The sequence below is a fragment of the Pseudomonas quasicaspiana genome (assembly GCF_021147825.1).
In the GTDB taxonomy this organism is placed as follows: domain Bacteria; phylum Pseudomonadota; class Gammaproteobacteria; order Pseudomonadales; family Pseudomonadaceae; genus Aquipseudomonas; species Aquipseudomonas quasicaspiana.
The window spans coordinates 1-25,137 of sequence record NZ_JAGTPI010000018.1; the positions used below are offsets into that span (position 1 = coordinate 1).

The 25,137-nt window shown below is 57.2% G+C and carries 22 protein-coding genes; 3 read left to right on the top strand and 19 right to left on the bottom strand.

All coding sequences use genetic code 11. The annotated features are described in order from the left end of the window. Positions 1-79 precede the first annotated feature (79 nt). The 7 genes from KDX30_RS12975 to prfB all read right to left on the bottom strand — a co-directional run bounded on the left by KDX30_RS12975 (position 80) and on the right by prfB (position 7,014). Positions 80-409 carry a hypothetical protein gene (locus KDX30_RS12975; protein ID WP_099267670.1) on the bottom strand — a complete coding sequence of 110 codons (330 nt, stop codon included), beginning with the start codon at positions 407-409 and terminating at the stop codon, positions 80-82. Then, positions 406-1,260, bottom strand: a complete 855-nt coding sequence (locus tag KDX30_RS12980) for an alpha/beta hydrolase (RefSeq protein ID WP_231676243.1) — start codon at positions 1,258-1,260, stop codon at positions 406-408. Before KDX30_RS12980 ends, KDX30_RS12975 begins: the two co-directional genes overlap by 4 nt. A 192-nt stretch (positions 1,261-1,452) precedes the next feature. Beyond that, on the bottom strand, positions 1,453-2,730 hold the full coding sequence (locus KDX30_RS12985; RefSeq protein ID WP_027897880.1) for a flavohemoglobin expression-modulating QEGLA motif protein: 1,278 nt from the start codon (positions 2,728-2,730) through the stop codon (positions 1,453-1,455). A gap of 14 nt (positions 2,731-2,744) precedes the next feature. Next, positions 2,745-3,332, bottom strand: a complete 588-nt coding sequence (locus tag KDX30_RS12990; RefSeq protein WP_231676138.1) for a hypothetical protein — start codon at positions 3,330-3,332, stop codon at positions 2,745-2,747. A gap of 25 nt (positions 3,333-3,357) precedes the next feature. Beyond that, a complete protein-coding gene (locus KDX30_RS12995; protein ID WP_231676140.1) occupies positions 3,358-4,089 on the bottom strand; it encodes a TetR/AcrR family transcriptional regulator in 732 nt (243 codons plus the stop codon). A gap of 253 nt (positions 4,090-4,342) precedes the next feature. Further along, positions 4,343-5,845, bottom strand: coding sequence for a lysine--tRNA ligase (gene lysS, locus KDX30_RS13000; RefSeq protein WP_099267666.1), 1,503 nt, complete (start codon positions 5,843-5,845; stop codon positions 4,343-4,345). A gap of 73 nt (positions 5,846-5,918) precedes the next feature. Next, positions 5,919-7,014 (bottom strand): peptide chain release factor 2 gene (gene prfB, locus KDX30_RS13005; protein WP_099267665.1). Its coding sequence is split into 2 segments (ribosomal slippage): positions 5,919-6,941 and positions 6,943-7,014, totalling 1,095 coding nucleotides; the frame shifts between segments, so codons are not numbered across the junction. A 409-nt stretch (positions 7,015-7,423) separates the two neighbouring features. Here prfB and KDX30_RS13010 point away from each other — a divergent pair. Together KDX30_RS13010 and KDX30_RS13015 are read left to right on the top strand one after the other, a co-directional pair. Then, positions 7,424-7,768, top strand: coding sequence for a hypothetical protein (locus tag KDX30_RS13010; protein ID WP_231676142.1), 345 nt, complete (start codon positions 7,424-7,426; stop codon positions 7,766-7,768). A gap of 216 nt (positions 7,769-7,984) precedes the next feature. Continuing rightward, entirely contained in the window at positions 7,985-9,553 is a 1,569-nt protein-coding gene (locus KDX30_RS13015) for a hypothetical protein (RefSeq protein WP_231676145.1), read from the top strand. Positions 9,554-9,977: 424 nt separating this feature from the next. Here KDX30_RS13015 and KDX30_RS13020 read toward each other — a convergent pair whose 3' ends face one another. The 11 genes from KDX30_RS13020 to KDX30_RS13070 all read right to left on the bottom strand — a co-directional run bounded on the left by KDX30_RS13020 (position 9,978) and on the right by KDX30_RS13070 (position 23,468). Next, complete coding sequence (locus tag KDX30_RS13020) at positions 9,978-10,982, bottom strand: response regulator (protein WP_231676148.1); 1,005 nt, start codon at positions 10,980-10,982, stop codon at positions 9,978-9,980. A 45-nt stretch (positions 10,983-11,027) separates the two neighbouring features. Continuing rightward, positions 11,028-12,038 (bottom strand): chemotaxis response regulator protein-glutamate methylesterase, encoded by a 1,011-nt coding sequence (gene cheB / locus KDX30_RS13025; RefSeq protein WP_231676150.1) that lies wholly within the window; start codon positions 12,036-12,038, stop codon positions 11,028-11,030. After that, on the bottom strand, positions 12,035-14,428 hold the full coding sequence (locus KDX30_RS13030) for a hybrid sensor histidine kinase/response regulator (protein WP_231676153.1): 2,394 nt from the start codon (positions 14,426-14,428) through the stop codon (positions 12,035-12,037). Before KDX30_RS13030 ends, cheB begins: the two co-directional genes overlap by 4 nt. After that, on the bottom strand, positions 14,425-15,114 hold the full coding sequence (locus KDX30_RS13035) for a chemotaxis protein CheW (protein WP_231676156.1): 690 nt from the start codon (positions 15,112-15,114) through the stop codon (positions 14,425-14,427). The genes KDX30_RS13030 and KDX30_RS13035 overlap by 4 nt, the downstream gene beginning before the upstream one ends. Continuing rightward, a complete protein-coding gene (locus KDX30_RS13040) occupies positions 15,111-16,412 on the bottom strand; it encodes a CheR family methyltransferase (RefSeq protein ID WP_231676158.1) in 1,302 nt (433 codons plus the stop codon). Before KDX30_RS13040 ends, KDX30_RS13035 begins: the two co-directional genes overlap by 4 nt. Beyond that, on the bottom strand, positions 16,409-16,948 hold the full coding sequence (locus tag KDX30_RS13045) for a chemotaxis protein CheW (protein WP_231676160.1): 540 nt from the start codon (positions 16,946-16,948) through the stop codon (positions 16,409-16,411). Before KDX30_RS13045 ends, KDX30_RS13040 begins: the two co-directional genes overlap by 4 nt. Before the next feature lie 9 nt (positions 16,949-16,957). Further along, positions 16,958-18,580 (bottom strand): methyl-accepting chemotaxis protein, encoded by a 1,623-nt coding sequence (locus KDX30_RS13050; protein WP_231676162.1) that lies wholly within the window; start codon positions 18,578-18,580, stop codon positions 16,958-16,960. A gap of 333 nt (positions 18,581-18,913) precedes the next feature. After that, positions 18,914-19,651: a tellurite resistance TerB family protein gene (locus KDX30_RS13055; protein WP_231676164.1), complete on the bottom strand. Its 738-nt coding sequence runs from the start codon at positions 19,649-19,651 to the stop codon at positions 18,914-18,916. A gap of 232 nt (positions 19,652-19,883) precedes the next feature. Then, entirely contained in the window at positions 19,884-20,990 is a 1,107-nt protein-coding gene (locus KDX30_RS13060; RefSeq protein WP_122396179.1) for an NADH:flavin oxidoreductase/NADH oxidase, read from the bottom strand. 101 nt (positions 20,991-21,091) lie between these two features. Further along, positions 21,092-22,807, bottom strand: coding sequence for a single-stranded-DNA-specific exonuclease RecJ (gene recJ, locus KDX30_RS13065; RefSeq protein WP_027902613.1), 1,716 nt, complete (start codon positions 22,805-22,807; stop codon positions 21,092-21,094). 118 nt (positions 22,808-22,925) lie between these two features. Continuing rightward, entirely contained in the window at positions 22,926-23,468 is a 543-nt protein-coding gene (locus KDX30_RS13070) for a YaeQ family protein (RefSeq protein ID WP_027902612.1), read from the bottom strand. 277 nt (positions 23,469-23,745) lie between these two features. On the opposite strand from KDX30_RS13070, the gene KDX30_RS13075 reads away from it, so the two are divergent. After that, on the top strand, positions 23,746-24,636 hold the full coding sequence (locus KDX30_RS13075) for a TIGR02285 family protein (RefSeq protein ID WP_231676166.1): 891 nt from the start codon (positions 23,746-23,748) through the stop codon (positions 24,634-24,636). A gap of 171 nt (positions 24,637-24,807) precedes the next feature. On the opposite strand, the gene KDX30_RS13080 is transcribed toward KDX30_RS13075, so the two are convergent. After that, entirely contained in the window at positions 24,808-25,104 is a 297-nt protein-coding gene (locus tag KDX30_RS13080; protein WP_027902610.1) for a DUF3509 domain-containing protein, read from the bottom strand. Between the last annotated feature and the right edge of the window lie 33 nt (positions 25,105-25,137).

Consider the following 25,137-nt stretch of genomic DNA (forward strand, 5'->3'; position numbering starts at 1 on the left):
GCTGAATGCGGTTCACTTTAGAACGCATTCAGCCTTATCGCGGGCAAGCCCAGCTCCCACAGGGGATCGCATTTCACAATCAAGGCTGAAGTTGCTGTGGCGTCTCCTGGCCTGCACAGCGCACTGCCTGCTTCCTGTTATTGATCAGAACTCCAGACAGTCCTTTCTGCGACGTGTCAAACAACACCAGCACGCCATCAATGCACTGCGCGACTTCGGCGGCAGGTGTGGCGGCGATTTTGTAGTCTTCGCCCGGCACGGTTTTGAGCATCGTGAATTCGTTGAGCAACAGAGCATCTTCAGGCTTGGCAAAATGCAAATAGCCGTAATACCAAAGCGTGCCGACAGTGACGAAGATCGTGCAGATACCCGTGATGATCAGGGGAATGGCATTGCGCTCTTCACTCATTTGCGGTTCTCAGATGTTTCTTTTTCAGAGGGATCCGGGTAATTCGGCACTTCACCGAGACGACGCAGACCATTGAAGTGCTGCGGATCTTCCAGGTAGCGAATCATCACCTGACGCCAGGTGGGGTCAGAGAATGTCTGCACATGACCGCCACGGGTCAGTTGCAGCACCCGTGGCAGCGGCGCGGCCTGATAGAGGCTGATGCCGTTGTCGAGTGGCACGAGGGTGTCGTCCATGCTCTGGAATATCAGCATCGGCGTCCCCTTCAATTTCGGCAGGCCATTGATGGCGCTGTCTGCGTCGGGTATCAACCAGGAAAGCGGTGTTTTGAACGGCCAGGTCAGCCATGAAGTACTCAGCGTATAACGAGCGACTTTACGGTAACTGGCAGGCGCTCCATCGAGAATCAGCGCCTTGAGCCGCGAACGTTGCTGCGGATGCTCAGACAGGTAATGCACCCCCAGCGCACCGCCGATGCTCTGACCGAGCACTACAAGCGGCTTGCCCTGCACTTCAGGGGCTTTGTTCAGCCAGTCGAATGCTGCATCCACGTCCTGATAAATCGCAGGCAGGCTGGGCGCCCCCTGGGATAAACCATAGCCGCGATAGTCAAGGATCAGAACCTGATAACCCTGCTCCGGCAACCACCAACTACCGCCCAGGTGCCAGGCCAGATTGCCGCCATTGCCATGCAAGTGCAGCACCGTGCCTTTGACTTCAACGCCTTCTTTGGCAGGCAACCACCAGGCATGAAGTTGCGTGCCGTCGGCAGCGGTCAGGGTCACGTCGCGGTATTGCAGGTGGGCTTTTTCAGGGGTAAACGGCAGGCCCGGTTCCGGGTAGAACAGCATCGAGCTGCAGCCGCTCAGGGACAAGAGCAGCGTGAGGGTGATGAGGAATTTCAAGCGGGATTCCTTTTGTTTTTTGATGCGGCTCGGATCAATAAAATACATTTTCTGTAGGAGCTGCCGAAGGCTGCGATCGGATTCTAATGACACACCGCCTTCGCAGCCTTCGGCAGCTCCTACAAGAGATCTGAGGCGCTACAAAATATTCGAATAGTCCGCCTCGATCCGGTCCAGGCTCAGGTGGTTCAGGAAGTTCGAGAAGCACATCCACGCCGACAGCGCATTCATGTCCCGGAACTGCTCGGGCAGGTACTTGGGCGGCACGACCAGGCCTTCATCCACCAGTTGACGCAAGGTACGCATGTCTTCAAGGGTGGTTTTGCCACAGAACAGCAGCGGCACTTGTTCCAGCTTGCCCTTGCGCACGGCGAGCTGAATATAGTTGTAAACCATGATGAAACCCTTGAGATAGGACAAGTCCTTGGTGAACGGCAGGCCATTGGGCACCGAGCCGCGGAAAACCCGGCTGGCATTGCCGTAGCTTTCAGACATGCCAAAACCTTGCTCACGGTAGAACTCGAACACCTGAAGGAAATCAGCGCCCTCCTCGGCCATATGGATGGCGCGAGTACGGTTGGTCAGCTTGCGCAAGCGACTTGGGTAGGAGGCAAAGGCGATGACCTCCATGAGGATCGCCAGGCCTTCCTGCGTCACGGTCGAAGACGGCGGTCCTTTTGACAGGAAGGTACAGATCGGCTGATTCTGGCCATTCAGCGTGGTGCCCACATGCACCAGCCCTTCATGTACTTCCAAGGCTCGCACATCGCGCTCGTTGAACATCGCGTCGGAACGAATCTTGATGTAGTCGGCGCCTGCCGCGGCATCGGCGACAATGCCGTCGGATTCGAAGACGCGAATGGTCTCTTCGGCCTCACCAAAAACCTTGTTCAGACGACTTTGCAGCAAAGACACCGCGTCTTTGGCCGTCAGGATTTTCGGCTCATCCTTGAGGTCACCGCGCCCGGCGATGTTATTGAGGTAGTCAGAAAGCATCAAACCCAGATCAGCCAGGGTTGGATCACCGGCATGGAAAGCGTCAGACGCCGCGCCGTACAACTCCTGGGAGATCAGCCCGAAATCCGCAGTCCCTCGGGCCTCCAGCATGCGGACTACCATGCGGTACTCCTTGCACATGCGGCGCATGATCTGGCCCACCGGGTTGAACTGGCCCAACTGACGGGTGATGTCGCGCTCGATATTCTGGAATTCGAGCTTCAGTTCAGAGGAATCAAAACCCAGAGGCCGATTTTCGTAATAGGCGCGATCCACCGCAGGTAAGGCCTTGCCTTTGGCCGCAAGAAAATCCTTGCGCACCGTGTCGTCCCACTTCACCGCATCCAGAACCCGAATCGGCGTCTGGGCTGCGACGATCCGATCCGACAACGTTCGTATAGTCTGCTGGTACTCGTCCACCCCGTGCTCCTTGGTTATTGCGCCTTGGTCGGCCCTTGGTTGGTCGGGCGTGTGCCCTGCTCGGGCAGCCGCTGGTAACGCGCTACCTCGAGAAAAACATCAGAATTGGCCGGATCGTTCAGGTAACCAAACACTTGATCCAGAGGGCTGGTGATCAACAATCCGTCGTCTTTCCCTATTGGCATTTTTTCGCCGCTGAGCCCATTATGCTCAACCCATTGGTTGAAGCGATCCATGTCCAGGTTGTAGACCACCAACTCGCCGGTTTGCGCCAGTTCAAAGCCTGCCATTACGAAATGGCCGCCATATTTTTCCGGCAGACCGGCGCTCAGATACCAGCGACTGCCATGCCGTGAGACGGTAAAAGCGTACCCATCGCGGTGCTTGCGATCCCCCTTACGGTAGCTGACTGCCTTGTACTCGTTGCTGCCGGTCCGGCTGATTTCCAGCTCAAGCGGCTCGCCCCAGGCATTCTTGCTGGTCCAGTTGCCCAGCAGTCGCGTTGGCGCCGCTTCGCGCGCCGGAATCGAATCCTTGAACGTCACCAGGCAGCCACTCAACAGCAGGAACGACAAGGCGAAAAGCAGACGCCAGGCTTTCATTGGCTACTCCCGAGAGGGGGGCTTGTCACTCGTCGAGCGGCTTTGTCGTGCCTAATACCAGATGCATCTGACGGGTGAGAATACCGAGGTTTTCTTTGTCCGCGTCGGGCTGCGGGCCATGTAGCAGACCTTGATACTCCATCCGACACATGACCCCCGTCAACACTTGAGCGTCCTGAAGTGGCTGAACCGAGCCCATGACCTGCAAAAGGCGGTAGGCACCTTGCAGCAGAATATCCCGATGCGCATCCACCAGTCGGGCCAGCCGCGGGTTAATCAACGCCTCACAATGGAAGGCATGTTCGGCAATCAGGTAATCGCGGCGGGTCGACAGTTGCCGACGAATATATTCGATGGCCATGATCGCGATTTCATCGGCCAGACGCGCACGACCAGCAGTCGTGCCGTCAGTACGTCCCACCATTTCGCGCAAGGTGACTTCGGTACTTTCCCAGAGCTTGGCCATGTACGCGGCACTGCGTTCGACGTACTGAGAAAAGGCGTCGGTGAGCAGGTCATCGATGTCCTTGAAGTAGTACGTGGTGGCCGACAGCGGTACACCCGCCTCCGCAGCTACAGCACGGTGACGCACCGCACGCACGCCGTCACGGACGACGATGCGCATGGCGGCATCGAGAATGTCCTGCCTGCGCTGTTCACTGCCCTGTCGACTTGCCTTGCGACCTTGATACTCGACACTTTGCACCACGGCGCTGGCAGCACCAGCGGCTCCATTTTGAGCAATCGAACGGGTCACGACGGTTCTTTCCTTTTGCTTGAAAACGATCTGTCCGGGATTGCAACGGCAAGAGCCTGTTTGTCGACGCGGCGGTGGTCATGTAAGCGCCTCGCGAACAAGTTCGCTCCTACCAGCCCGGAGCAATCACACCAGGCCAAGATGCCAGTTGCGCTGAAAATGTAAACCAACATGTCTGAACTGAAGCTTTCAGAGGCCAAATCGTCACGCAAAAAAAAGCCGCCCATCACAGGCGGCTCGTTTTTCACGTCACTTACGCTTGTGGGCGCATGTGCGGGAAGAGGATCACGTCCCGGATCGACGGGGCATTGGTTAGCAGCATGACCAGACGGTCGATGCCGATGCCTTCACCGGCAGTCGGCGGCATGCCGTACTCCAGCGCACGCACGAAGTCAGCGTCGTAGTGCATGGCTTCGTCATCGCCCGCGTCCTTGTCGGCAACCTGAGCCTGGAAGCGCTCGGCCTGATCTTCCGCGTCGTTCAACTCGGAGTAAGCGTTGGCGATTTCACGGCCGCCGATGAACAGTTCAAAACGGTCGGTGACGTTCGGGTTGTCATCGTTGCGGCGTGCCAGTGGCGACACTTCGAACGGGTACTGAGTGATGAAGTGCGGCTGCTCCAGCTTGTGCTCGACCAGCTCTTCGAAAATCATCACCTGCAGCTTGCCCAGACCTTCGAAGCCCAGCACTTTGGCGCCAGCTTTCTTGGCGATGGCACGAGCCTTGTCGATGTCTTGCAGGTCAGCAGCGGTCAGATCCGGGTTGTACTTGAGGATCGAGTCGAACACCGACAGACGCACGAACGGTTCGCCGAAGTGGAATACCTTGTCGCCGTAAGGCACATCAGTAGTACCCAGAACCAGTTGAGCCAGTTCGCGGAATAGCTCCTCGGTGAGGTCCATATTGTCTTCGTAGTCCGCATACGCCTGATAGAACTCAAGCATGGTGAACTCAGGATTGTGACGGGTCGAGACGCCTTCGTTACGGAAGTTGCGGTTGATCTCGAACACTTTCTCGAAGCCGCCAACCACCAGACGTTTCAGGTACAGCTCAGGCGCGATACGCAGGAACATTTCCATGTCCAGCGCATTGTGATGAGTTTCAAACGGCTTGGCTGCTGCGCCGCCAGGGATGGTCTGCAGCATTGGCGTTTCGACTTCCAGGAAGTCACGCTTCATCAGGAAGCTGCGGATGTGAGCGATGACTTGAGAACGCACACGGAAGGTATCACGCACTTCTTCGTTGACGATGAGGTCAACGTAGCGCTGGCGGTAACGTTGCTCGGTGTCGGTCAGGCCGTGGTGTTTGTCGGGCAGCGGACGCAGCGACTTGGTCAGCAGACGCACAGTGGTCATTTCGACGTACAGGTCGCCTTTGCCCGAACGCGCCAGCGTGCCTTCAGCAGCAATGATGTCGCCCAGGTCCCAGGTTTTCACTGCGGCCAGGGTTTCTTCCGACAAAGTCTTGCGGTTGACGTAGACCTGGATGCGACCGGTCATGTCCTGAATCACCATGAACGAGCCACGGTTGAGCATAATGCGACCGGCAACCTTGACCGGGATCGCCGCTTCAGCCAGCTCTTCCTTGGTCTTGTCCACGTACTTTTTCTGCAGGTCATTGCAGTAGCTGTCGCGGCGGAAGTCATTAGGAAAAGCCTGACCCTTGGCGCGCTCGGCAGCAAGCTTTTCCTTGCGCAGGGCGATCAGGGTGTTTTCTTCCTGTTGCAGGGCTTGCGGGTCGAGTTGTTGGTCGCTCATGTCTTTAAATATTCCATCACAGGTTCGTTGCCCCCGCGTTTGCACGGGGGTCTTGAAGATCAAGGCTGACGGGTTACAGCCCTTGTTTCAGGCTCGCAATCAGGTACTCGTCGAGATCGCCGTCCAGCACCTTGTCGCAGTCACTGCGTTCGATGTTGGTCCGCAGATCCTTGATCCGCGAGGCGTCCAGCACGTATGAACGGATCTGGTGACCCCAGCCGATATCGGACTTGGTGTCTTCCAGTGCCTGGGAAGCGGCGTTGCGTTTCTGCACTTCCTGCTCATACAAGCGCGCCCGCAACATTTTCATCGCGGTGTCTTTGTTCGCGTGCTGGGAACGTTCGTTCTGACAGCTCACCACGGTGTTGGTCGGTACGTGAGTAATCCGCACGGCCGAGTCAGTGGTGTTTACGTGCTGACCACCGGCACCGGACGAACGATAGGTATCGATACGCAGGTCCGACGGATTGATGTCGATTTCGATGTTGTCGTCGATTTCCGGAGAAACGAAGACCGCCGAGAACGAGGTGTGACGACGATTACCGGAGTCGAACGGGCTCTTGCGCACCAGACGGTGCACGCCGATTTCGGTACGCAGCCAGCCAAAGGCGTATTCGCCCTTGATGTGCACCGTAGCGCCCTTGATACCGGCGACTTCACCGGCGGACAGTTCCATGATCGTCGCGTCGAAACCGCGCTTGTCAGCCCAGCGCAGGTACATGCGCAGGAGGATGTTGGCCCAGTCCTGTGCTTCGGTACCGCCGGAGCCGGCCTGGATATCCAGGTAGGCGTTGTTGGGGTCCATCTCGCCGCTGAACATGCGACGGAATTCAAGCTTCTCAAGCGACGCACGCAGGCGCTCGACTTCGGCAGCCACGTCATCGACGGCAGCCTGGTCTTCTTCTTCGGCGGACATCAGCAGCAGGTCTTTGGCATCGGCCAGACCGGAGGACATTTCGTCCAGGGTGTCTACAATCTGCGCCAACAGCGAACGCTCGCGGCCTAGTTCCTGGGCGTAGCTTGGGTTGTTCCAGACATTTGGATCTTCGAGCTCGCGGTTAACTTCGGTCAGACGATCATGTTTGTGATCGTAGTCAAAGATACCCCCGAATGGTTTCGGAGCGCTCGGACAGGTCCTTGATGCTGTTTAGGATCGGGTTGATTTCCATGGTGGGCAGCACTCGCAGGCGAAATTTTCAAAGCCGGTGAGTATACCCGAGTGAGGGCGATGAAGGCAGCCCGTTGGGCAGTGATGAGCAGCATTCACGCAAGCCCGCTGCAGGACTGGGCATCCTCTTCGAAATATCGGTTCATCGCGGCATCCTGCTATCAATGCTCCACGAGAAAAAGGCTGAGGTCGGCTTGAACAGTGGGAAGCAGAGCAGATCAACATGGATAACTAATCACGGGTACTTTCAACCACCGATAATAGTTACCTCTCAACGACACATATAAAATTTAGCGATTAATACCATAGCGACATGGTCTTTCACTTATCCATCCTTCTGCCAGACTTTCATGACGGTTGGATCCCCTCCTTCCCAGAACTCTCTTTATAAGAAAATCAGGAAGACCACAATGACCTCTCAAACGAATGCACGCTCATCCATCTTGCCGTCGCCCGTTGTGCTGGAGGCGCAAAACGGTACGATTCAATTAAGCACTCTTGGCGATAGTGCGACGGTGAGTGTCACTTACCCAAGCATGGCTGTTGGCCAATCAGTCGGTGCACGCTGGAGTGGCAAGGTGATGTATCACACCCCTATCCAGACAGTAATAGACATTAAAACACTGCAATTCCTCATTCCAAAGGGCAATATCGAAGCCGATTTGAACGCCAGTGGCACGGTGACTTACTCGGTCGGGTCAGGTAACGATCCCATCAACATCTCCGCACCGCTTTCGGTCAAAGTCATTGCTTAGCAAATCACTATCCGATAACTCAAAAGCTTAAAAAAGCGGTGCATCCTGCATCGCTTCCCTGGTACACGGCCAGATATTTAGTCACACCTAAAGATCGTTAAAACTTACCGACAAGCAGTGTAACGTTCCGACCATTCAACGCGCATTGCCTTATAGATAACGAGTTGGACACCCTCTTATATCTACGGCAAAACCAGGCAAAAGCGAGACGTCATCATGCGTTTGACATCACAATGCACTGCCCTTGCCATAACGTTGTCCTGCGCGTTGAGCGCATGTAGTTTAGCTACCGGTTTGCAGAACCGCCTGGGCAGCTCAACATCAAACGTAGAGGTGTCGGTTATCCAGAGCAGTAAAACACGCGCATTGGTATTGCCTGACCCCACGGTAACTGAAGCCCCCAACAAGACAATCGATCTGAACACACTGGGTGCGAATGCCACTGTAAACGTCACGTATCCGGCTGTTGCTACAGGTCATACTGTTTCGGTGTGGTGGACGGGTAAAAACACCTATAAATCACCCGTGCAGACAGTGGGCGCAGCGGGACCGCTGACGTTTACTGTGCCTAAGGCCAACATAGCTGCCGATACAGGCAGCAGCGGCGTATTGACTTACAGCGTGGGCGTCGATAACAGCCCTATCGAAGTATCCAATCGTCTATCGATCAATGTAATAGGGAACGCAGTTCCCGCCACTTTTCCGAAACCGGTTGCGCCACAAGCACAAGCAGGGAAGCTGAACCTTTCAACACTGGGCGCCAACGTGACAGTCAATGTCACCTACCCCACCATTACCAGTGGGCACAATGTAGGACTGAGATGGACAGGTAAATCTCAATACAATGCAACCGTTCAACTCGTGGGTACGGCTCGGCCGGTGGTGTTCACCGTACCCACATCTGCAGTGGCCGGTGACGTGGGTGGCAATGGGGTGTTTACCTACAGCGTGGGGATTGGCCTGGAACCGCTTAAAATATCTGAAGCTTTATCCCTTGAGATTATCAACTCCGCTTCATCAGGTGACGCCATAGCAGCGGCCATAAACGCTCGGTATTTGGATACGAGGGCAGCCTGTCCGAATAACCTGCCGGCTTATTACTGTAACGGAGTTATTATTCGCGCGACGGAGAATGGAGCCTACGACTCCTGGAATCCAAGCGCGTTATCAACCCAGCTAGGCGGTATCTCATTTTCCTATATGAGAGCCGATGCTCATGTTCAAAACCTCTACCACAATAGCGGCTTTACATTCCTGTCACAGAGCGAAGCGACTGCACAAGGCAAGCCGGTAGAATATTTGTGCGTGTATGCCTACGATGCCGGGACTCTGGTGGGCGCCCGGGGCAATCGGGGGTGTGGCCTCAAACCGAGAAACTTTCAACTCGCCGATATCAGTACTTGCGCCGGGGTAGGCGTTCAAACCGTGGACCAATGGTACGCTTATACACGAACTATCCTCAACCGGGATTACCAGTGCTCTTTAAGCACTGCGTCTCCCGAACAATTTATGGTCAGCCTGAAAGTTAGAGAAAACCGTCCTCCCAATATGGAAGCGCTGTGGAACGAGGTGATGGTAAAAGTCTGGGCACAAAACATTCCGACTCAATTACCACTGGAGTCATTCTTCTATAAAAATGCGCCCGGTCTAGCAGAGGCAAAAATCTATCAAAGCAAGTACAAAACCAGAACAGGGCTCTGGCTGCCGATCATAAGACTTAATCTAAGCCAACTAAATGGTAATCCTTTTAGCTACACCGCGGGAGACCAGGCTGTTCAGCCATGAATTACATAACGCTGAGAGGGCTCGAGAATCTGTGCATCTACGCCAATGATGCGGGAACGTTGGTAGGCGTACGCCCGGGCAAGGGGTGCGACCTCAAGACAGAGCGGAATTTAGCAGGCGACTTGGGCACCTGCTCCGGGGTCGGCGTACGAACCCTGGCGCAGATGGAACGAGATCATGATCGCAACGTGGGCTCGGAATATAGGCCATAGTCTGCCTATAGAGTCGTTTTCCTATAAAGTCGGCATCCTTGGCGCATTGGCGAAGGCGTATCAGGCTAAATATAAAAACCAAAACAGGGATCTGGATCCCTGTAGTGAGACTCAATCTGAATAGTTTGGCGGGCAACCCTTTCAGGTACAACGTGGCGGATCAGGCTTTGCAACCCTGAAGCCAACAGCTTAGGCCGGACCTCAATCTGGCCCTACGCCACCGAAACCTGATTACGCCCATTATGCTTGGCCGCATAAAGCCCTTTGTCCGCTTCCTGAATCAACTGGCGGCTGTTGGTGCCAGGCTGCGGGACGATGGTCGATACGCCAATGCTGACCGTCAACGAAGCGCCAGGTGTCGGCGCGATGTGCGGGATGTTCATGCCCGCGACGGTCATGCGCAGCTTCTCGGCCAGCAGACGTGCACCACCCGGTGACGTATTGGGCAGCACCAGCGCGAACTCTTCGCCGCCATAACGCGCAGGCAGGTCCGATGGGCGAGCCGAACTGGCGCGAATGGCCTTGGCCACTTGACGCAGCGCTTCGTCGCCTTCCAGATGGCCGAAGTTGTCGTTGTACGCCTTGAAGAAATCGACATCAATCATCATCAAAGACAACTGGGTCTGATCACGGCTCGCACGACGCCACTCCAGCTCCAGGTACTCGTCGAAATGACGACGGTTGGACAGGCCCGTCAAACCATCAGAGTTCATCAGGCGCTGCAGCACGAGGTTGGTGTCGAGCAACTGCTGCTGACTCACCCGCAAGGCACGGTACGCTTCGTCACGTTGCAACAGGGTCATGTACGAACGTGAGTGGTAACGAATCCGCGCCACCAGCTCGATCGTGTCCGGCAGTTTGACCAGATAATCGTTGGCGCCGGCAGAAAACGCCGCGCTCTTGATCATCGGGTCTTCCTTGGTCGAAAGCACGATGATCGGAATGTCTTTGGTCAGCGGATTATTGCGGTACTCGCGCACCAGCGTCAGGCCGTCCAGGCCTGGCATGACCAGATCCTGCAGGATAACCGTGGGCTTGATCTGGATCGCCTGCGCAATGGCCTGATGCGGATCAGCGCAGAAGTGAAAGTCGATTCGGTCCTCGTTGGCCAGACTACGCCTGACCGCTTCGCCGATCATCGCCTGATCATCGACCAGCAGCACCATGGCCGAGTTTTCGTCATCTGGCTGGAGGGAGTCCAGCAGCAAGTCATTCATTCCCCAACTCCTGTCCAGCGCCTGATGGTGATTTCGCGTAAATACTCATTGGGCGAACACCTCTTTCAAACGCATCGAAATAGTCTCCAGCGGTCTGATCTCAACCGCCGCATCAATGGCCGCTGCCGCTTTGGGCATGCCGTACACCGCGCAGGACTGTTGATCCTGAGCGATGGTCAAATAACCTTGCTGGCGCATGAGTTTGAGGCCTTGAGCCCCGTCGCGTCCCATGCCCGTCAGCAAAACACCTACTGCTTCTCCGGTCCAGTAACGCGCCACGCTTTCAAAAAAAACGTCAATGGATGGCCGATAAATTTCATTGACCGGTTCTGCCGTATAGGCCAGCGTGCCGTTCTTCAATAAACGGATATGGTGATTGGTGCCCGCCAGCAGCACCGTTCCAGGCCGAGGCGGTTCGCCTTCCTGAGCCAGCCGAACCGGCAACCCCGAGGAGCTGCTGAGCCATTCAGCCATGCCAGCGGCAAAAACCTGATCCACGTGCTGCACCAACACGATGGCCGCCGGGAAATTGACCGGCAAGCCTTTCAGCAATATCTCCAGCGCTGCGGGCCCGCCTGCCGACGAACCGATAGCCACCAATTGCTGACGCTGACTACTGGAGCGCAACGGTGCCGAAACAATCGGTTCGGAGCGTTGCTCCGGGCGCATTAACCAGCCGATATTGAGGATCTTGCGCAACAGCGGTGCGGCGGCGTCCCTGGGGTTGCCTGCGCCGATGGCGGGCGTATCCACGACATCCAGCGCACCATGCCCCATCGCTTCGAACACCCGATTCATATTTTGCTGGCGGTCGACGGTGACGATCACAATCGCGCAAGGCGTCGCCGCCATGATCTGCCGGGTGGCTTCGACGCCGTCCATGACCGGCATGATCAGGTCCATCAGAATGACGTCCGGAAGCAGCTCGGCGCATTTACGCACAGCCTCTGCCCCGTTGCCCGCTACCCAAACCACTTCGTGCAAAGGCTCAAGGGCCACCGCCCGACGCAAGGCCTCGACTGCCATAGGCATGTCATTGACGATCGCGATCTTCATGCCTGAGCATCCCCAATCAATTCAGCAACGGCATCGAGTAACGCGTCGTCATGGAAACTGGCCTTGGCCAGATAGTAATCAGCCCCCGCATCCAGACCACGACGGCGATCTTCTTCGCGATCCTTGTAGGAAACGACCATCACTGGCAGGGACTGCAATCGAGTATCCCGACGTACCAGCGTGACCAGTTCGATACCGTCCATGCGGGGCATGTCGATATCGGTGATGAGCAAATCGAAATCTTCTGCGCGCAATGCATTCCAGCCATCCATACCGTCCACGGCAACGGCCACTTCGTAGCCGCGATTGACCAGTAACTTGCGCTGCAACTCACGTACCGTCAACGAATCGTCGACCACCAGCACACGTTTGCGCGATACAGCGTCAACCTGACGGTTGCGCCGGTCGATGCGTTCAAGACGTCCGGTGTTGAGCAACTTCTCTACCGAACGCAGCATATCCTCGACATCGATGATCAGCACTGCCGAGCCATCGTCGAGCAAGGCACCCGCGGAGATGTCCTGGACCTTGCCCAGCCGGGGATCCAAAGGCAATACCACGAGCGTGCGCTCGCCGATAAAACGCTCGACAGCAACGCCATAGACCGCATCCCGCTCACGGATCACCACGACTTTGAGCACACCTTCAGAGCTCTGGCTTGGTGGCCGGTGCAGTAACTGGCTAGCGGCGACCAGGCCGACGTGTCGCCCTTCATGCCAGAAATGCTGGCGCCCTTCGAGCTGGACAATATCGTCGCTGTGCACATCGCTCATGCGCTCAATGTGCGCCAACGGGAACGCATAGGCTTCGCCGCCGACCTCTACTACCAGGCTGCGCACTACCGACAGGGTTAACGGCACTTCCATCACAAACCGGGTGCCATGGTTTGCCTGCTGTTCAGCGAAGACCACGCCGCGCAGTTGGCGAACCATGTCATGGACAGCGTCAAGGCCGACGCCACGTCCGGAAATTTCGGTGACTTTGTCTTTCAAACTGAAACCGGGCAGAAACAGGAACGTCAGCAGTTCTTCTTCGCTCAATTGCGACGCCGTTTCAGCAGGCGATAATTGACGCTTGATGATATTGCTGCGCAACCGCTCAAGGTCCACACCGCCGCCGTCATCGCTGAGCTCGACCTGCAACTGGCCCGCTTGATGGGACGCTTTGAGACGAATCAGTCCTTCTGCCGGTTTACCCGCAGCCAGCCGCGTTTCAGGTAGCTCGATGCCGTGGTCCACAGCGTTGCGCAGCAAATGGGTCAGCGGGGCCTCGAGCTTTTCCAGCACGTCACGATCGACCTGGGTTTTTTCGCCTTCGATTTCCAACCGGACCTGCTTGCCGAGCTCGCGTCCGAGATCACGCACCATGCGCGCCTGACCGGCCAGAACATCGGCAAACGGTCGCATCCGGCAAGCCAGTGCAGTGTCATAAAGCTCCTGCGCTCGCTGCCCCGCCACCCAGCCGAATTCGTCAAGTTCAGCAGTCTGGCTAACCAGCATCTGCTGCGCTTCGGCGAGTAGACGGCGCGCTTCGTCCAGAGCTTTTTGGGCATCCGGACCAAGACCAGCCTCGCCAAAACTGGCCTCAAGATCATCCAGCGCGCGACTGCTGCCGGTCTGGATACGCTTGAGCCGCTGCATATTGGCCAGATAAGGCTTGATGCGTTGCGTCTCGACCAGTGACTTGCTCGACAGATCCAGCAAGCTGTTCAGTCGCTCGGCCGTCACCCGCAACACGCGCTCGCCGCCCTCGGATGCCCGACGGTTACGCCGCATGGCAGGCGCAGCAGCAGGCTCAACCGGGCCTTCGTCGACAGACGACACCGGCTCTGGCACTGGCACAGTGGCAATACCGGGCACCGGATTTTCGTCAGGAAGCTTGAGTGCGAGCAACGGATCAAGACCGGAAGGCGTCGATTGCGTCAACCCCATCGCGGCCGCCAACAAGGCATCGTCAGCGGAGGGGGTTGATAACGTCGCACCGCGCAGCATACCGCTGCCCTGGCTCATCAGGGTGTTCATGCGTTCTACGTAAGCGTCGATATCGGCCTGCGCGACGTTGCTCACGCCAGGCGTCGCAATACGCATCAACAGATCAGTCCCTTGCAGCAAGGCGTCGATATGTTCGGGCTGCAGATAAAGACGACCTTCCTGAGCGCTGACCAGACAATCTTCCATGACATGGGCAACGCTGACACCGAAATGGACACCGACGATACGTGCCGCGCCTTTGAGTGAGTGGGCGGCACGCATGCAGGCTTCCAGGTGATCGGCCTGGGTCGGGTCACGCTCAAGGGCAAGCAAACCACCGCTCAGTACTTGAGTCTGGGCTTCGGCCTCAAGGGTGAACAGCTCGAACAGCGAGGCATCGCGCATTTCATCTGGCGTCATGAAAGGCTCCGATTGATCGCCGACAACAGTTGTTCTTCATCGAGCAGACGCAGGCTGTAATCCTTCCATTGCAAGACACCTCGGGTAAAGCGCGCGTTGGCATGCGTTCCGGAAGTCGAAGCCGAGTCCAGCAGATCTTCTTCGATGGCATGGATACCGTGAATTTCATCCACCGGCACCACCACCGGACCGCCATCAGCGGCCACGATCAGCATGCGCGGCATAATCCGGCTCGATTGCGCAGGCACAACCGTAGTATCGAGCCCCAACAATTCCACCAGTGAAAGGCAGGCAACCAGCGCACCACGCACATTGGCCACACCGAGCAGTGCCCGGGAACGCTGATGCGGCAGCGAATGAATGGTTTGTGATGGTGCAATCTCGACCATACAGCGAGTGGGGAACCCCAGCCACTCTTCGCCCAGACGGAAAACCAGAATCGAGCGCGTCTTGGTCTTGACCTTGAAATCGGCCCTTTGCACATGATCGTCATCGCCTCGGGTCAGCGCGTAGCGATCCAGCAAGCTGGTAGCCGCTGCGGCATAGACCGGGCAGTTACGGCAGTGGATATGCTCGACCAGCAGCGGGCACGACCGGTCACCATGAATGCCGATGCGATTCCAGCAGTCATCGATTGCCTGGGCATCCTCGTGGATGAAGCTCGAATAGCTGAAGATTCTGCTCATCGCGGGCTACCACCTTGCTTGTTCATACTGCGGGCCGCACGTTCATTCAGCCTGCGTGCCCCGGCGCTATCACCCTGGGCCGCCAGCAACGCTGCAAGTTGCGCCAATGCCTCCGGGTGTTGCGGCTGCAAATACAGCGCCTTGCGATAAAAGCCCTGAGCCTGGGCATTGCTGCCTTCGACCTCGCTGAGCAACCCCAACCAGTAAAACACCTGCGCCACAGGTTCATGGCTTTTCAGAAAGCGCTCACACGCAGCGCGTGCATCAGCGCTTTTGCCTTCGTTGGCAAGGCTGGCGATAGTGGCGAGCAATGTCGCAATGTCGTCTCTACCCGTTGCCGTAACGGGGCTCCCCGTTGCAACGGAAGGTGACCGTTGCGTAGGCGCAAGCGACACGGTGGTCGGTCGCGGCGGAGTACGCGAAACGCTTCGCGGGTTGAAACCCGGCGGGACAATTGCACTGCGCGGAGAGGGCTCAGCAGGCAGCGGTACGGGCTCTTGCGGAGCGCTGTAATGACTGAACGCAAAAGTCTGGGGAATACCAATCGAGCGCATGCCCATGCGCGTCAACAGGCTGCCTTCGGCAGGTCCGATAAACAGAATGCCGTCATCGCGGGTCAGGCGCTTGAGCACCTCAAACACATGTTTCTGCGTGGGCTGATCGAAATAGATCAGCAAATTACGACAGAACACGAAGTCATAGGCCGTCTGGTTTGTCAGTGCCGGATCGAGCAAATTGCCGGCACGGAAGCTGATCCGTTCACGCACCCGATCCTGTAACTCGAAACCGTCGTCGGAGGCGTTGAAATAACGATCACGATAAGAAATGTCATCGCCGCGAAACGAGTTTTTACCGTACACGCCGCGCTCTGCGCGCTGAATGGATATCGGGCTGATATCCATTGCATCGATGGTGAACTGCGCTGCCAGCGCACCCGCATCCAGCAAAGCCATGGCGATGGAATAAGGTTCTTCACCCGTGGAACACGGCAGGCTGAGGATACGGATCGGCCGTACGCCGTTCAGCTCGGCAATGCGTGCCTTGGCGAGGTTGCCTAATGAAACAAAGGATTCCGGATAGCGAAAAAACCAGGTTTCGGGAACGATTACAGCCTCGATCAACGCCTGTTGCTCTTCAGCCGATGACTGCAGAAGCTGCCAGTAACCGTCGCTGTCGATAGCCTTGGTGGCCAGATAACGCTGACGAATCGCACGCTCGACGATCGCCTCACCTATGGAAGCGACATCAAGGCCGATGCGGTCCTTGAGAAAACCGAAGAAGCGCGCCTCCTGGCTCATGGTGCCTCTCCAATCAATTCAGCTTCCGGGGGCTGCGCCGGATAGAGCAACTCACGCACCTGATCACTGAGCAAGTCCTGGACGTGGATCCACTGCACAAGCCCTGACGCGTCTTCGCGTACCGGCCCCAGATAGGACGCCTCAGGATTGTCCAGGCCGTAGTCCTTGAACTCGTCCGGCGCGCATCGCAGCATGTCGGTGGCCTGCTCGATAATCAGCCCCAGCAAGCGCTTGGGCTGTCCGGCATCAACCTGGTAATGCACCAACACCAATCGCGTACTGGTTCGCGACTTGGCGATCTGCCCGAACGCCAACGCTGCAAGATCAATCACGGGGATCATATCGCCGCGATGGGCCAACACACCTGCGACCCATCGTGGAGCCTGGGCAATGGCCTTGAGCGGTAGACGCGGCAGCACTTCGGCGACTTGCAGCGCCTCCAGTGCGTAGCGTTCATCGCCGATACGAAATAGCAGGAACAGCTTGTTTTTCGGCGCTACCGAGGAACTGCCGCGACTGACCGGTTGATCGCTCATGGTCAGTACTCAGACTTTGAAACGCGAAACGCCGCTACGCAAACCGACCGCCACCTGACTCAACTCATCAATGGCAAAACTGGCCTGACGCAAGGACTCCACAGTCTGGCTACTGGCATCGCCCAACTGCACGAGCGCCTGATTGATCTGCTCGGCGCCGGTAGCCTGAGCCTGCATGCCTTCGTTGACCATCAACACCCGAGGCGCCAACGCCTGCACTTGATGAATAATCTGCGTCAACTGTTCGCCGACCTGGGTGACTTCGAACATGCCGCGGCGCACTTCCTCGGAGAACTTGTCCATGCCCATCACACCGGCAGACACCGCCGACTGGATCTCACGGACCATCTGCTCGATGTCATAAGTCGCCACCGCAGTCTGGTCAGCCAGACGGCGTACTTCTGTCGCAACCACCGCAAAACCACGGCCATACTCACCGGCTTTCTCAGCTTCGATGGCAGCATTGAGCGACAGCAGGTTGGTCTGGTCAGCAACCTTGACGATAGTCACTACCACCTGATTGATGTTGCCGGCCTTCTCATTGAGGATCGCCAGTTTGGCGTTGACCAGATCCGCCGCGCCCATCACTTGGTGCATGGTGTCTTCCATCCGCGCCAGGCCCTGCTGGCCGGAACCGGCGAGGATCGAAGCCTGATCAGCAGCACTGGTCACTTCGGTCATCGTGCGTACCAGGTCGCGGGACGTGGCCGCAATTTCCCGGGAAGTCGCGCCGATCTCGGTGGTCGTCGCTGCGGTCTCGGTCGCCGTGGCCTGCTGCTGCCGGGAGGTTGCAGCGATCTCGGTGACGGAGGTCGTGACCTGTACCGAAGAGCGTTGCGCCTGGGAAACCAGCCCGGTCAACTCGGTCATCATGTCGTTGAAGCCGGTTTCCACAGCGCCGAATTCGTCTTTGCGATCCAGATTGAGCCGTTTGCTCAAGTCTCCGGTGCGCATGGTTTCCAGGATGCTGACGATGCGTTGCATCGGCGACATGATCGAGCGCATCAGCAACAGCCCGCATGATGTCGCAGCAATGATCGCAATGAGCAGAGAAAGCCCCATGCTGATTTTTGCGCCGGTAACAGCCACGACAATTCGGTCGGTAGCGTCATCAGCTACTTTTTTGTTGATGACGATGATGTCGTTAAGTTGCTTACGACCCGCCGACCATACTGGTCTGGTCTGATCATAAAACTCGGTCTTGGCTTTTATATAGTCGCCGCGCTGGAAACTGGTGTGCACGTCATTGAGCAGGCGCGTGTACGTCTCGCGCTGCCGCTCGAAGTCAGTGAAATTTGCGCGATCGTTATCGTCGAAGATGGTCTGTTTATAGTTGTCCACCTGCTGCTGAAGACGCGCCTCGAAATCCTTGAACTGGTCTTTTTCCGGGCCGGTCAACTCACGTCCTTCTCCTTCACCGATCAGCTCGAGAGTGCGGATGTAACTTTCTCCCCAGGCGCTGCGCAGCAGGGTGCTGTAGTACACGCCTGGAAGTGCATCAAGGCGAACTTCTTCTTCGCTGGACTGAATGGATAGCAGGCGGGAAAACGACACGACAACCATCATGAGCATGATGGCGATAATTACGGCGAAACTCGCCAAGATCCGTTGGCGTAAGGTCCAGTTCTTCACGGTCATCCCTCAAGAGTTCAACACCGGACTTCACGCCGGGTTCAAGAAGCGGACCGACTAACGGCCCAACGCGGCCTGAGTATAGCCCAGGCTCTGACGAACTAAGGGGGTTGTTTCAGAGATAAATTAGGCCTATTCCCACGAAACCCGGAGAATCTTCTTACAGGCCTTAGGTATTCGAATGAATGCAGAGGTTGGATGGGTGTTGCAGATGGGTGGTTGGGCCAGCCTGACGCAGGAACTGTGGGAGCGAGGCTTGCCCGCGATACATGAGACACGGTTGAAAGGCATACCGCGTTGTCATTTGCTGCGAGCAAGCATAATCGACTGCAATCAACCCTGAACCTGGCGCACCTGTATCTCCAACTCAGCTTTCAACGCGGGTGCCAGCTTGAGCTGACGGGCCAGTTCGTCCAGATAAACACGCTCCATGAATTGCTCTTCATCCACCAGCATCACACTGGCGATGTACATTTCTGCAGCCATTTCCGGCGTCTTCGCGGCGCGCGCGACTTCAACGGGGTCCAGTGGCTTGTTCAATTCGGCGTGCAGCCATTGTTGCAGCTCCTGATCACCGGTCAGCTTGGTAAATTCACCTTCGATCAACTCACGTTCGCGCTCATCCACGTGACCGTCAGATTTTGCCGCGGCAACCAGGGCCCGAAGGATTGCCTGACTGTGCTCCTCGACTTGCTCCGGTGGCAGACGATCAATGGTTTGTGGCTCACCCTGAGTGGCCAGACCCTGCTTGGCCTGCCAGTTGCCATATGCCTTGTAGGCAATGACGCCCAGCGCCGCCAGGCCACCATAGGTCAGCACTTTGCCGCCGACTTTGCGCCCGCCCTTGCTGCCCAACAGCAAACCCATGGCGCCGGAAGCCAGGGCACCACCACCCGCCCCCGACAACAGACTGCTCAAACCACCGCCACCAGCACCGCCCAGCAAACCACCCAGGCCGCCCGCGGCAGAGGATTTCTTGCCGCCTTGCTGATGCCCGGCACCACCGGCCTTGTTCTGCAGCATCTCCTGGCCGGATTTAAGAAGTTGGTCGAGTAAGCCACGCGTGTTCATGGAAAGCCTCCACAGACTTTTTTCATTCGATTGGGTACACGGCAGAGTAAAACGAAGTGTGTCAGGACTGGAGAGTCGGTGTGCTTCCAGATGTTGCAACGACGCGAGACCGGCTTTAGCCGGGAAGGCCGAATGACTGGCGACAGAAATGAGCCGACTGTATCGGCCCTTTCCCGGCTAGCCGGTCCCACGGTGTCATGCATGTTCGCAAGCGCCGACTCTCACTCAGGCACTAATCCCGCAAATCAGACTCATGAATCGGCTGGTCGCGATGGGTCGCACGTTGATACTGCGCAGGCCAGGTTGCCTTGCGGCCGCCGAGGTCATCGTCGGCATGCAGCGGCCAGTAGGGATCACGCAACAGTTCGCGGGCGAGCAGGATGATATCGGCCTGCCCAGTGCGCAGGATATGTTCGGCCTGAGCCGGTTCAGTGATCATGCCTACGGTGCCCGTCGCCATGTCCGACTCCTTGCGAACCCGTTCTGCGAAGCGCGTCTGATACCCCGGACCCACCGGAATTTCAGCATTGGCTGAAGTGCCGCCCGACGACACGTCAATCAGGTCAACACCCAAATCCTTCAAGCGGCGCGCCAGTTCAACGGTTTCATCGGGGTTCCAGCCATCTTCCACCCAATCAGTGGCGGAGACCCGCACAAACAAAGGCAACTCTTCAGGCCACACGGCACGGACCGCTTGAGTCACCTCCAGCGTCAGACGAATACGGTTTTCAAATGAGCCGCCGTATTTATCCTGACGCTGATTGCTGAGCGGCGACAGGAACTGGTGCAACAGATAGCCGTGGGCGGCATGCACTTCAACCACCTTGAAACCGGCCGTCAGCGCCCGCTTTGCAGAGGCCACGAATGCCTGAATGACGTCCTGAATCTGCGCCTCGCTCAATTGCACCGGAGCGGTATGCTTGGGATCGAAAGCAATCGGCGATGGCCCCCAAGGCGTCCAGCCGCCCTCTTCGGCTTTGATGCTGCCCGACTTGCCCAACCACGGCCGCCAGGTGCTGGCCTTGCGCCCGGCGTGAGCAAGCTGAATGCCTGCAACAACACCTTGAGCATTGATGAAGCGAGTGATTCGCTGCAAGCCTTCGATCTGCTCATCGTTCCACAGGCCAAGGTCTTCAGGCGTGATTCTGCCGTCTTTGGTGACCGCAACGGCCTCGGTAAAGACAAGGCCGGCACCGCCCACTGCTCGGCTGCCAAGGTGAACCAGATGCCAGTCGTTCGTCAGGCCATCGACCGCTGAGTACTGACACATCGGGGATACCGCGATGCGGTTGCGCAGGGTTAGCTGGCGTAAGGTGTAGGGTTCTAACAACAAGCTCATGGGAACCTCTCAGGCTGTAATAGGCAGCAGGGCACGTGATAAAAAACGTGCCTGAAGCCTAGTCGACAACCCAATACCTTTGAGGGTTCCTGCTGTTTGCCCTAGCGCGGCGCGATGTGCGCGACCATGAGCTGGACGGTTTCATTGCCGCGAAACTCGTTGAGATCCAGTTTATAGGCCAGTTCGACCCAACGGATGTTCGGGTTCGGCCAGACATCACGATCCACACCAAATGCGATGGCATCAAGTTTCACGCTGCCGCACTCACTCTTGAGCACCATCTTCAGATGACGCTCACCTACCACCCGCTGCTCTACCAGCTGGAAGACACCGTGAAACAGCGGCTCGGGGAAGTGCTGACCCCACGGACCTGCATTGCGCAGTGCGCGGGCCAGCTCCAGGTGAAATTCTTCGACCGCCAACGCGCCGTCAGACAGCAGACGACCGGTCAGGTCCTCTTCATTTAATTGGCGCCGCACTTCTACATCGAAAGCTTCGGCGAACGCCGGGAAGTTCTCCTCCGGCAATGACAATCCCGCCGCCATTGCGTGGCCGCCAAACTTGCTGATCAGTTCGGGATGGTGGGCAGCCACAGCGTCCAGTGCGTCACGAATGTGGAAACCGGGTACTGAGCGAGCGGACCCCTTTAGCATGCCCTCACCAGCACTGGCGAATGCGATGGTCGGACGGTGGTAACGCTCTTTCATGCGCGACGCGAGGATGCCAATCACCCCCTGGTGCCAGTCTGGTTCGAACAGGCAAAGGCCGAACGGCATCGACTCCAGCGGCAAGTCCTTGAGCTGGGCCAGCGCCTCACGCTGCATGCCTTGCTCAATGGATTTGCGGTCCTGATTCAGCTCATCCAGTTGCACGGCCATTTCACGGGCCAGGGTTTCGTCTTCGCAGAGCAGGCATTCGATACCCAGACTCATGTCGTCCAGACGCCCCGCCGCGTTCAGTCGCGGCCCGAGAATGAACCCCAGGTCAGTAGAGGTAATCCGTTTGTGGTCGCGACGTGCAACTTCGAGAATCGCTTTCAGGCCTGGACGCGCACGGCCTGCGCGTATACGCAGCAAGCCCTGATGCACCAGAATGCGATTATTGGTATCCAGCGGCACCACGTCGGCGACGCTGCCCAAAGCGACCAGATCCAGCAATTCGCCCAGGTTGGGTTGTGCGCGCTGATTAGCCTCGAACCAGCCACTGTCTCGCAGCCGCGCACGCAACGCCATCAACACATAGAAAATAACCCCGACGCCAGCCAGGGCCTTGCTTGGGAACGTGCAGCCTGGCTGATTGGGATTGACGATAGCGTCAGCCGCAGGCAGTTCGTGGCCTGGCAAGTGGTGATCGGTGACCAGCACCTGCAGGCCTGCCGCTTTAGCCGCGGCGACACCTTCAACGCTGGAGATGCCGTTATCGACAGTCATCAGCAGTTGAGGCTCGCGCTCCAGCGCAACTGCGACAATTTCCGGGGTCAGGCCGTAACCGTACTCGAAGCGATTGGGCACCAGATAATCAACATGCGCGGCACCCAGCAGCCTCAGCCCCAACACGCCTACTGTGCTTGCTGTAGCGCCATCAGCATCAAAATCGCCAACGATGAGGATCCGCTGCCGCTCGTTCAGCGCCGTGACCAACAAGTCTACCGCCGCATCGATCCCCTTGAGTTGCTGATAAGGAATCAACCGCGCCAGGCTCTTGTCGAGTTCGGCTTCTGACAGCACACCCCGCGCGGCATACAGCCGGGTCAGCAACGGCGGCAGATCGCCGAGAAAAGGCAGGGTTTGCGGCAGGAGACGAGGTTCGATGCGCATGCGGTTTTTTTGATTCCGACCAGACGTTAAATAACTGACTAACTGAATTTAAATGCTTTTCTGCAGGAACTCGCGGTGCTCGTGCGCTCCTACAGGAGGCGTCGAGACCTGGACGACCTCAGCCGCGCTCGCCGGTAAGCCATTGCAGCTGGACTTCATGCTGACCACGATCATCCGTGACGAATATGGTCCCTTCGCTGATCATCACATCCCACTTGATGACCCGCGGCATGTCCTTGGCCAGCACCTCGAGCACTTCTTGCGGAACAGCGGCGACGTTGACGTTTTTCAGGTTCTTGATAGCCGGAATAACCTTCCCTTCCCACACGCGCAGGCTGCCATAGGCCAGCAGACTGGTACGTTCGGTACGGCGCGAACACCATGTCAGGCGATCAGAGTCAGGCTGGCCAACCTCGATCCAGTGCAGGACGCGGTCATCAAGACTTTTTTCCCACAGCGCAGGCTCATCCACATCAGAAAGGCCACGACCAAAAGACAGCTGCTCGTTGTACCAGAAGGCATAAGCCAGCAGGCGCACGGTCATACGCTCCTCGGTTTCCGAAGGATGACGGGCAATGGTCTGTTTGACGGTTTCGTAAACCCCACGATCAAGATCGGTAAGGTTGAGTTCGAATTTGTAGGTCGTGGACGGCTGGGCCATGAACGGGCTTCTAGATACGGGGAAAGGCGGCAAGTCTACCCGAAGCAGCCCCATTGAACGACCCGCTCCAGCCGATTGGCTGTGATGTCTGCAGTGGTTGATGATCCGGAGCGGTTTGCACAGTGACAAATACCCTTAAGGGGGGTCAGGCAAAGCCCGATATTCCTGGCGACGGGTTATGAGTGATACTGCGCGGCACGCTCGACCTGGAGCGTCTATTCTCCTGCGCGTCATCTGACGCCTATACTCCAGCCATTTCCCGGGGACGACATCCGCGATGCCTTATCGCAACTCGCATCCCGCCAGACCGACACTGGTCATCTGCCTCGCCCTGCTGAGTCTCATGGCTCTGCCACGCTTCAGCCATGCAAAGGACACGCTGATATGGCTGCTAAGGGACTTGCCTCCTTCGACGATTTTTTCCGGCCCTGATGAAGGAAAAGGCGCTGTCGACAGACTGATGCCATTACTCATCGCCCGGATGCCTGAATATGACCATCTGCTGATGCGCGTGAACCGTGCACGCGGGATGCAAATGCTCAAGGAGGGCGTGTTTGCGTGCGACCCCACCTTACTCTGGACGCAGGAACGGGCCAAAAGCATTGTATTTTCGATCCCGACTTTTGCGGCATTCAGCAACGGTTTGATTGTGCGCCAGCAGGACATGGCCCAGTTCACTCCGTATGTGGATCGCAGCGTGGTCGATCTGGATGCCGTGCTGAAAAGCAAGACCGTGAAGATAGGCGTGGTTGCCGAGCGCAGCTATGGACTGGTCATTGATCAGATTCTGAGCAAGGTTGCGGACGACGAATTGAGCATGCATTACGGCGGCGATGCCGTTGGCAGTTTATTGCAAATGGAGCGACTGGGACGCTTGCAAGGTCTGATCAGCTATTGGCCGGAAGCGCTGTATCAAGCACGCCAGCAAGGAATACCCGAACAGGATCTGGTCTTCTTGCCGGTCAAAGGCGCTCCCAAATACCAGTTCACGCATATAGGCTGCTCGAACACAGTGCAGGGTCGGCAAGCCATGGAGATCATCAATCGCGAGATGCGGATACTGCGCGAGACGAAGCTGGTGGGATTCTATGCGCAGTGGCTACCGCCCTCAAAACGCGAGGAATATCTGGAAGACGCCAAAACGTTTTTCGAGAAGCCAGGCATGTAAAACGGAATTGCGCAGGCTTGAAAAAAAGAAACCCCGAGCAGCGGGGAGACTACTCGGGGTAAACCGTGGTCCATTCGGGACCAGTACGAACAGGTTGAGCCACCGGAGCACAGTGTCTGAACCTGCCGTAAAGAGTCAGAGCACTAATGGACCGTAAGGTTCCAGATCACTTCAAACAAAGCCCGGCGCCGGGATGAACGGACGACCCAGGGCTGCGTTGCGCATTGCCGCAATCACGCAAGGCTCGATGCGCCCTTCGGCCACCATCAAATCACGACGCAAACCATCAACTACATCCGTCAGCTGGCGTTTGTCACACAGATGCGCTGCGGTGAATGTGCGCTCGATTACTACTGCACCGGCTGCATCCTTGATAGACACCAGGCGCTCACCCAATGGTCCAACAGGCCCAAGGTCGGCCTGGTAAGGTGCCAGCGCTTCACTTAGCAGTAAGCTGATATTTTCCATCCGGATCACCACTCAACAATTTGAATGCAAAGG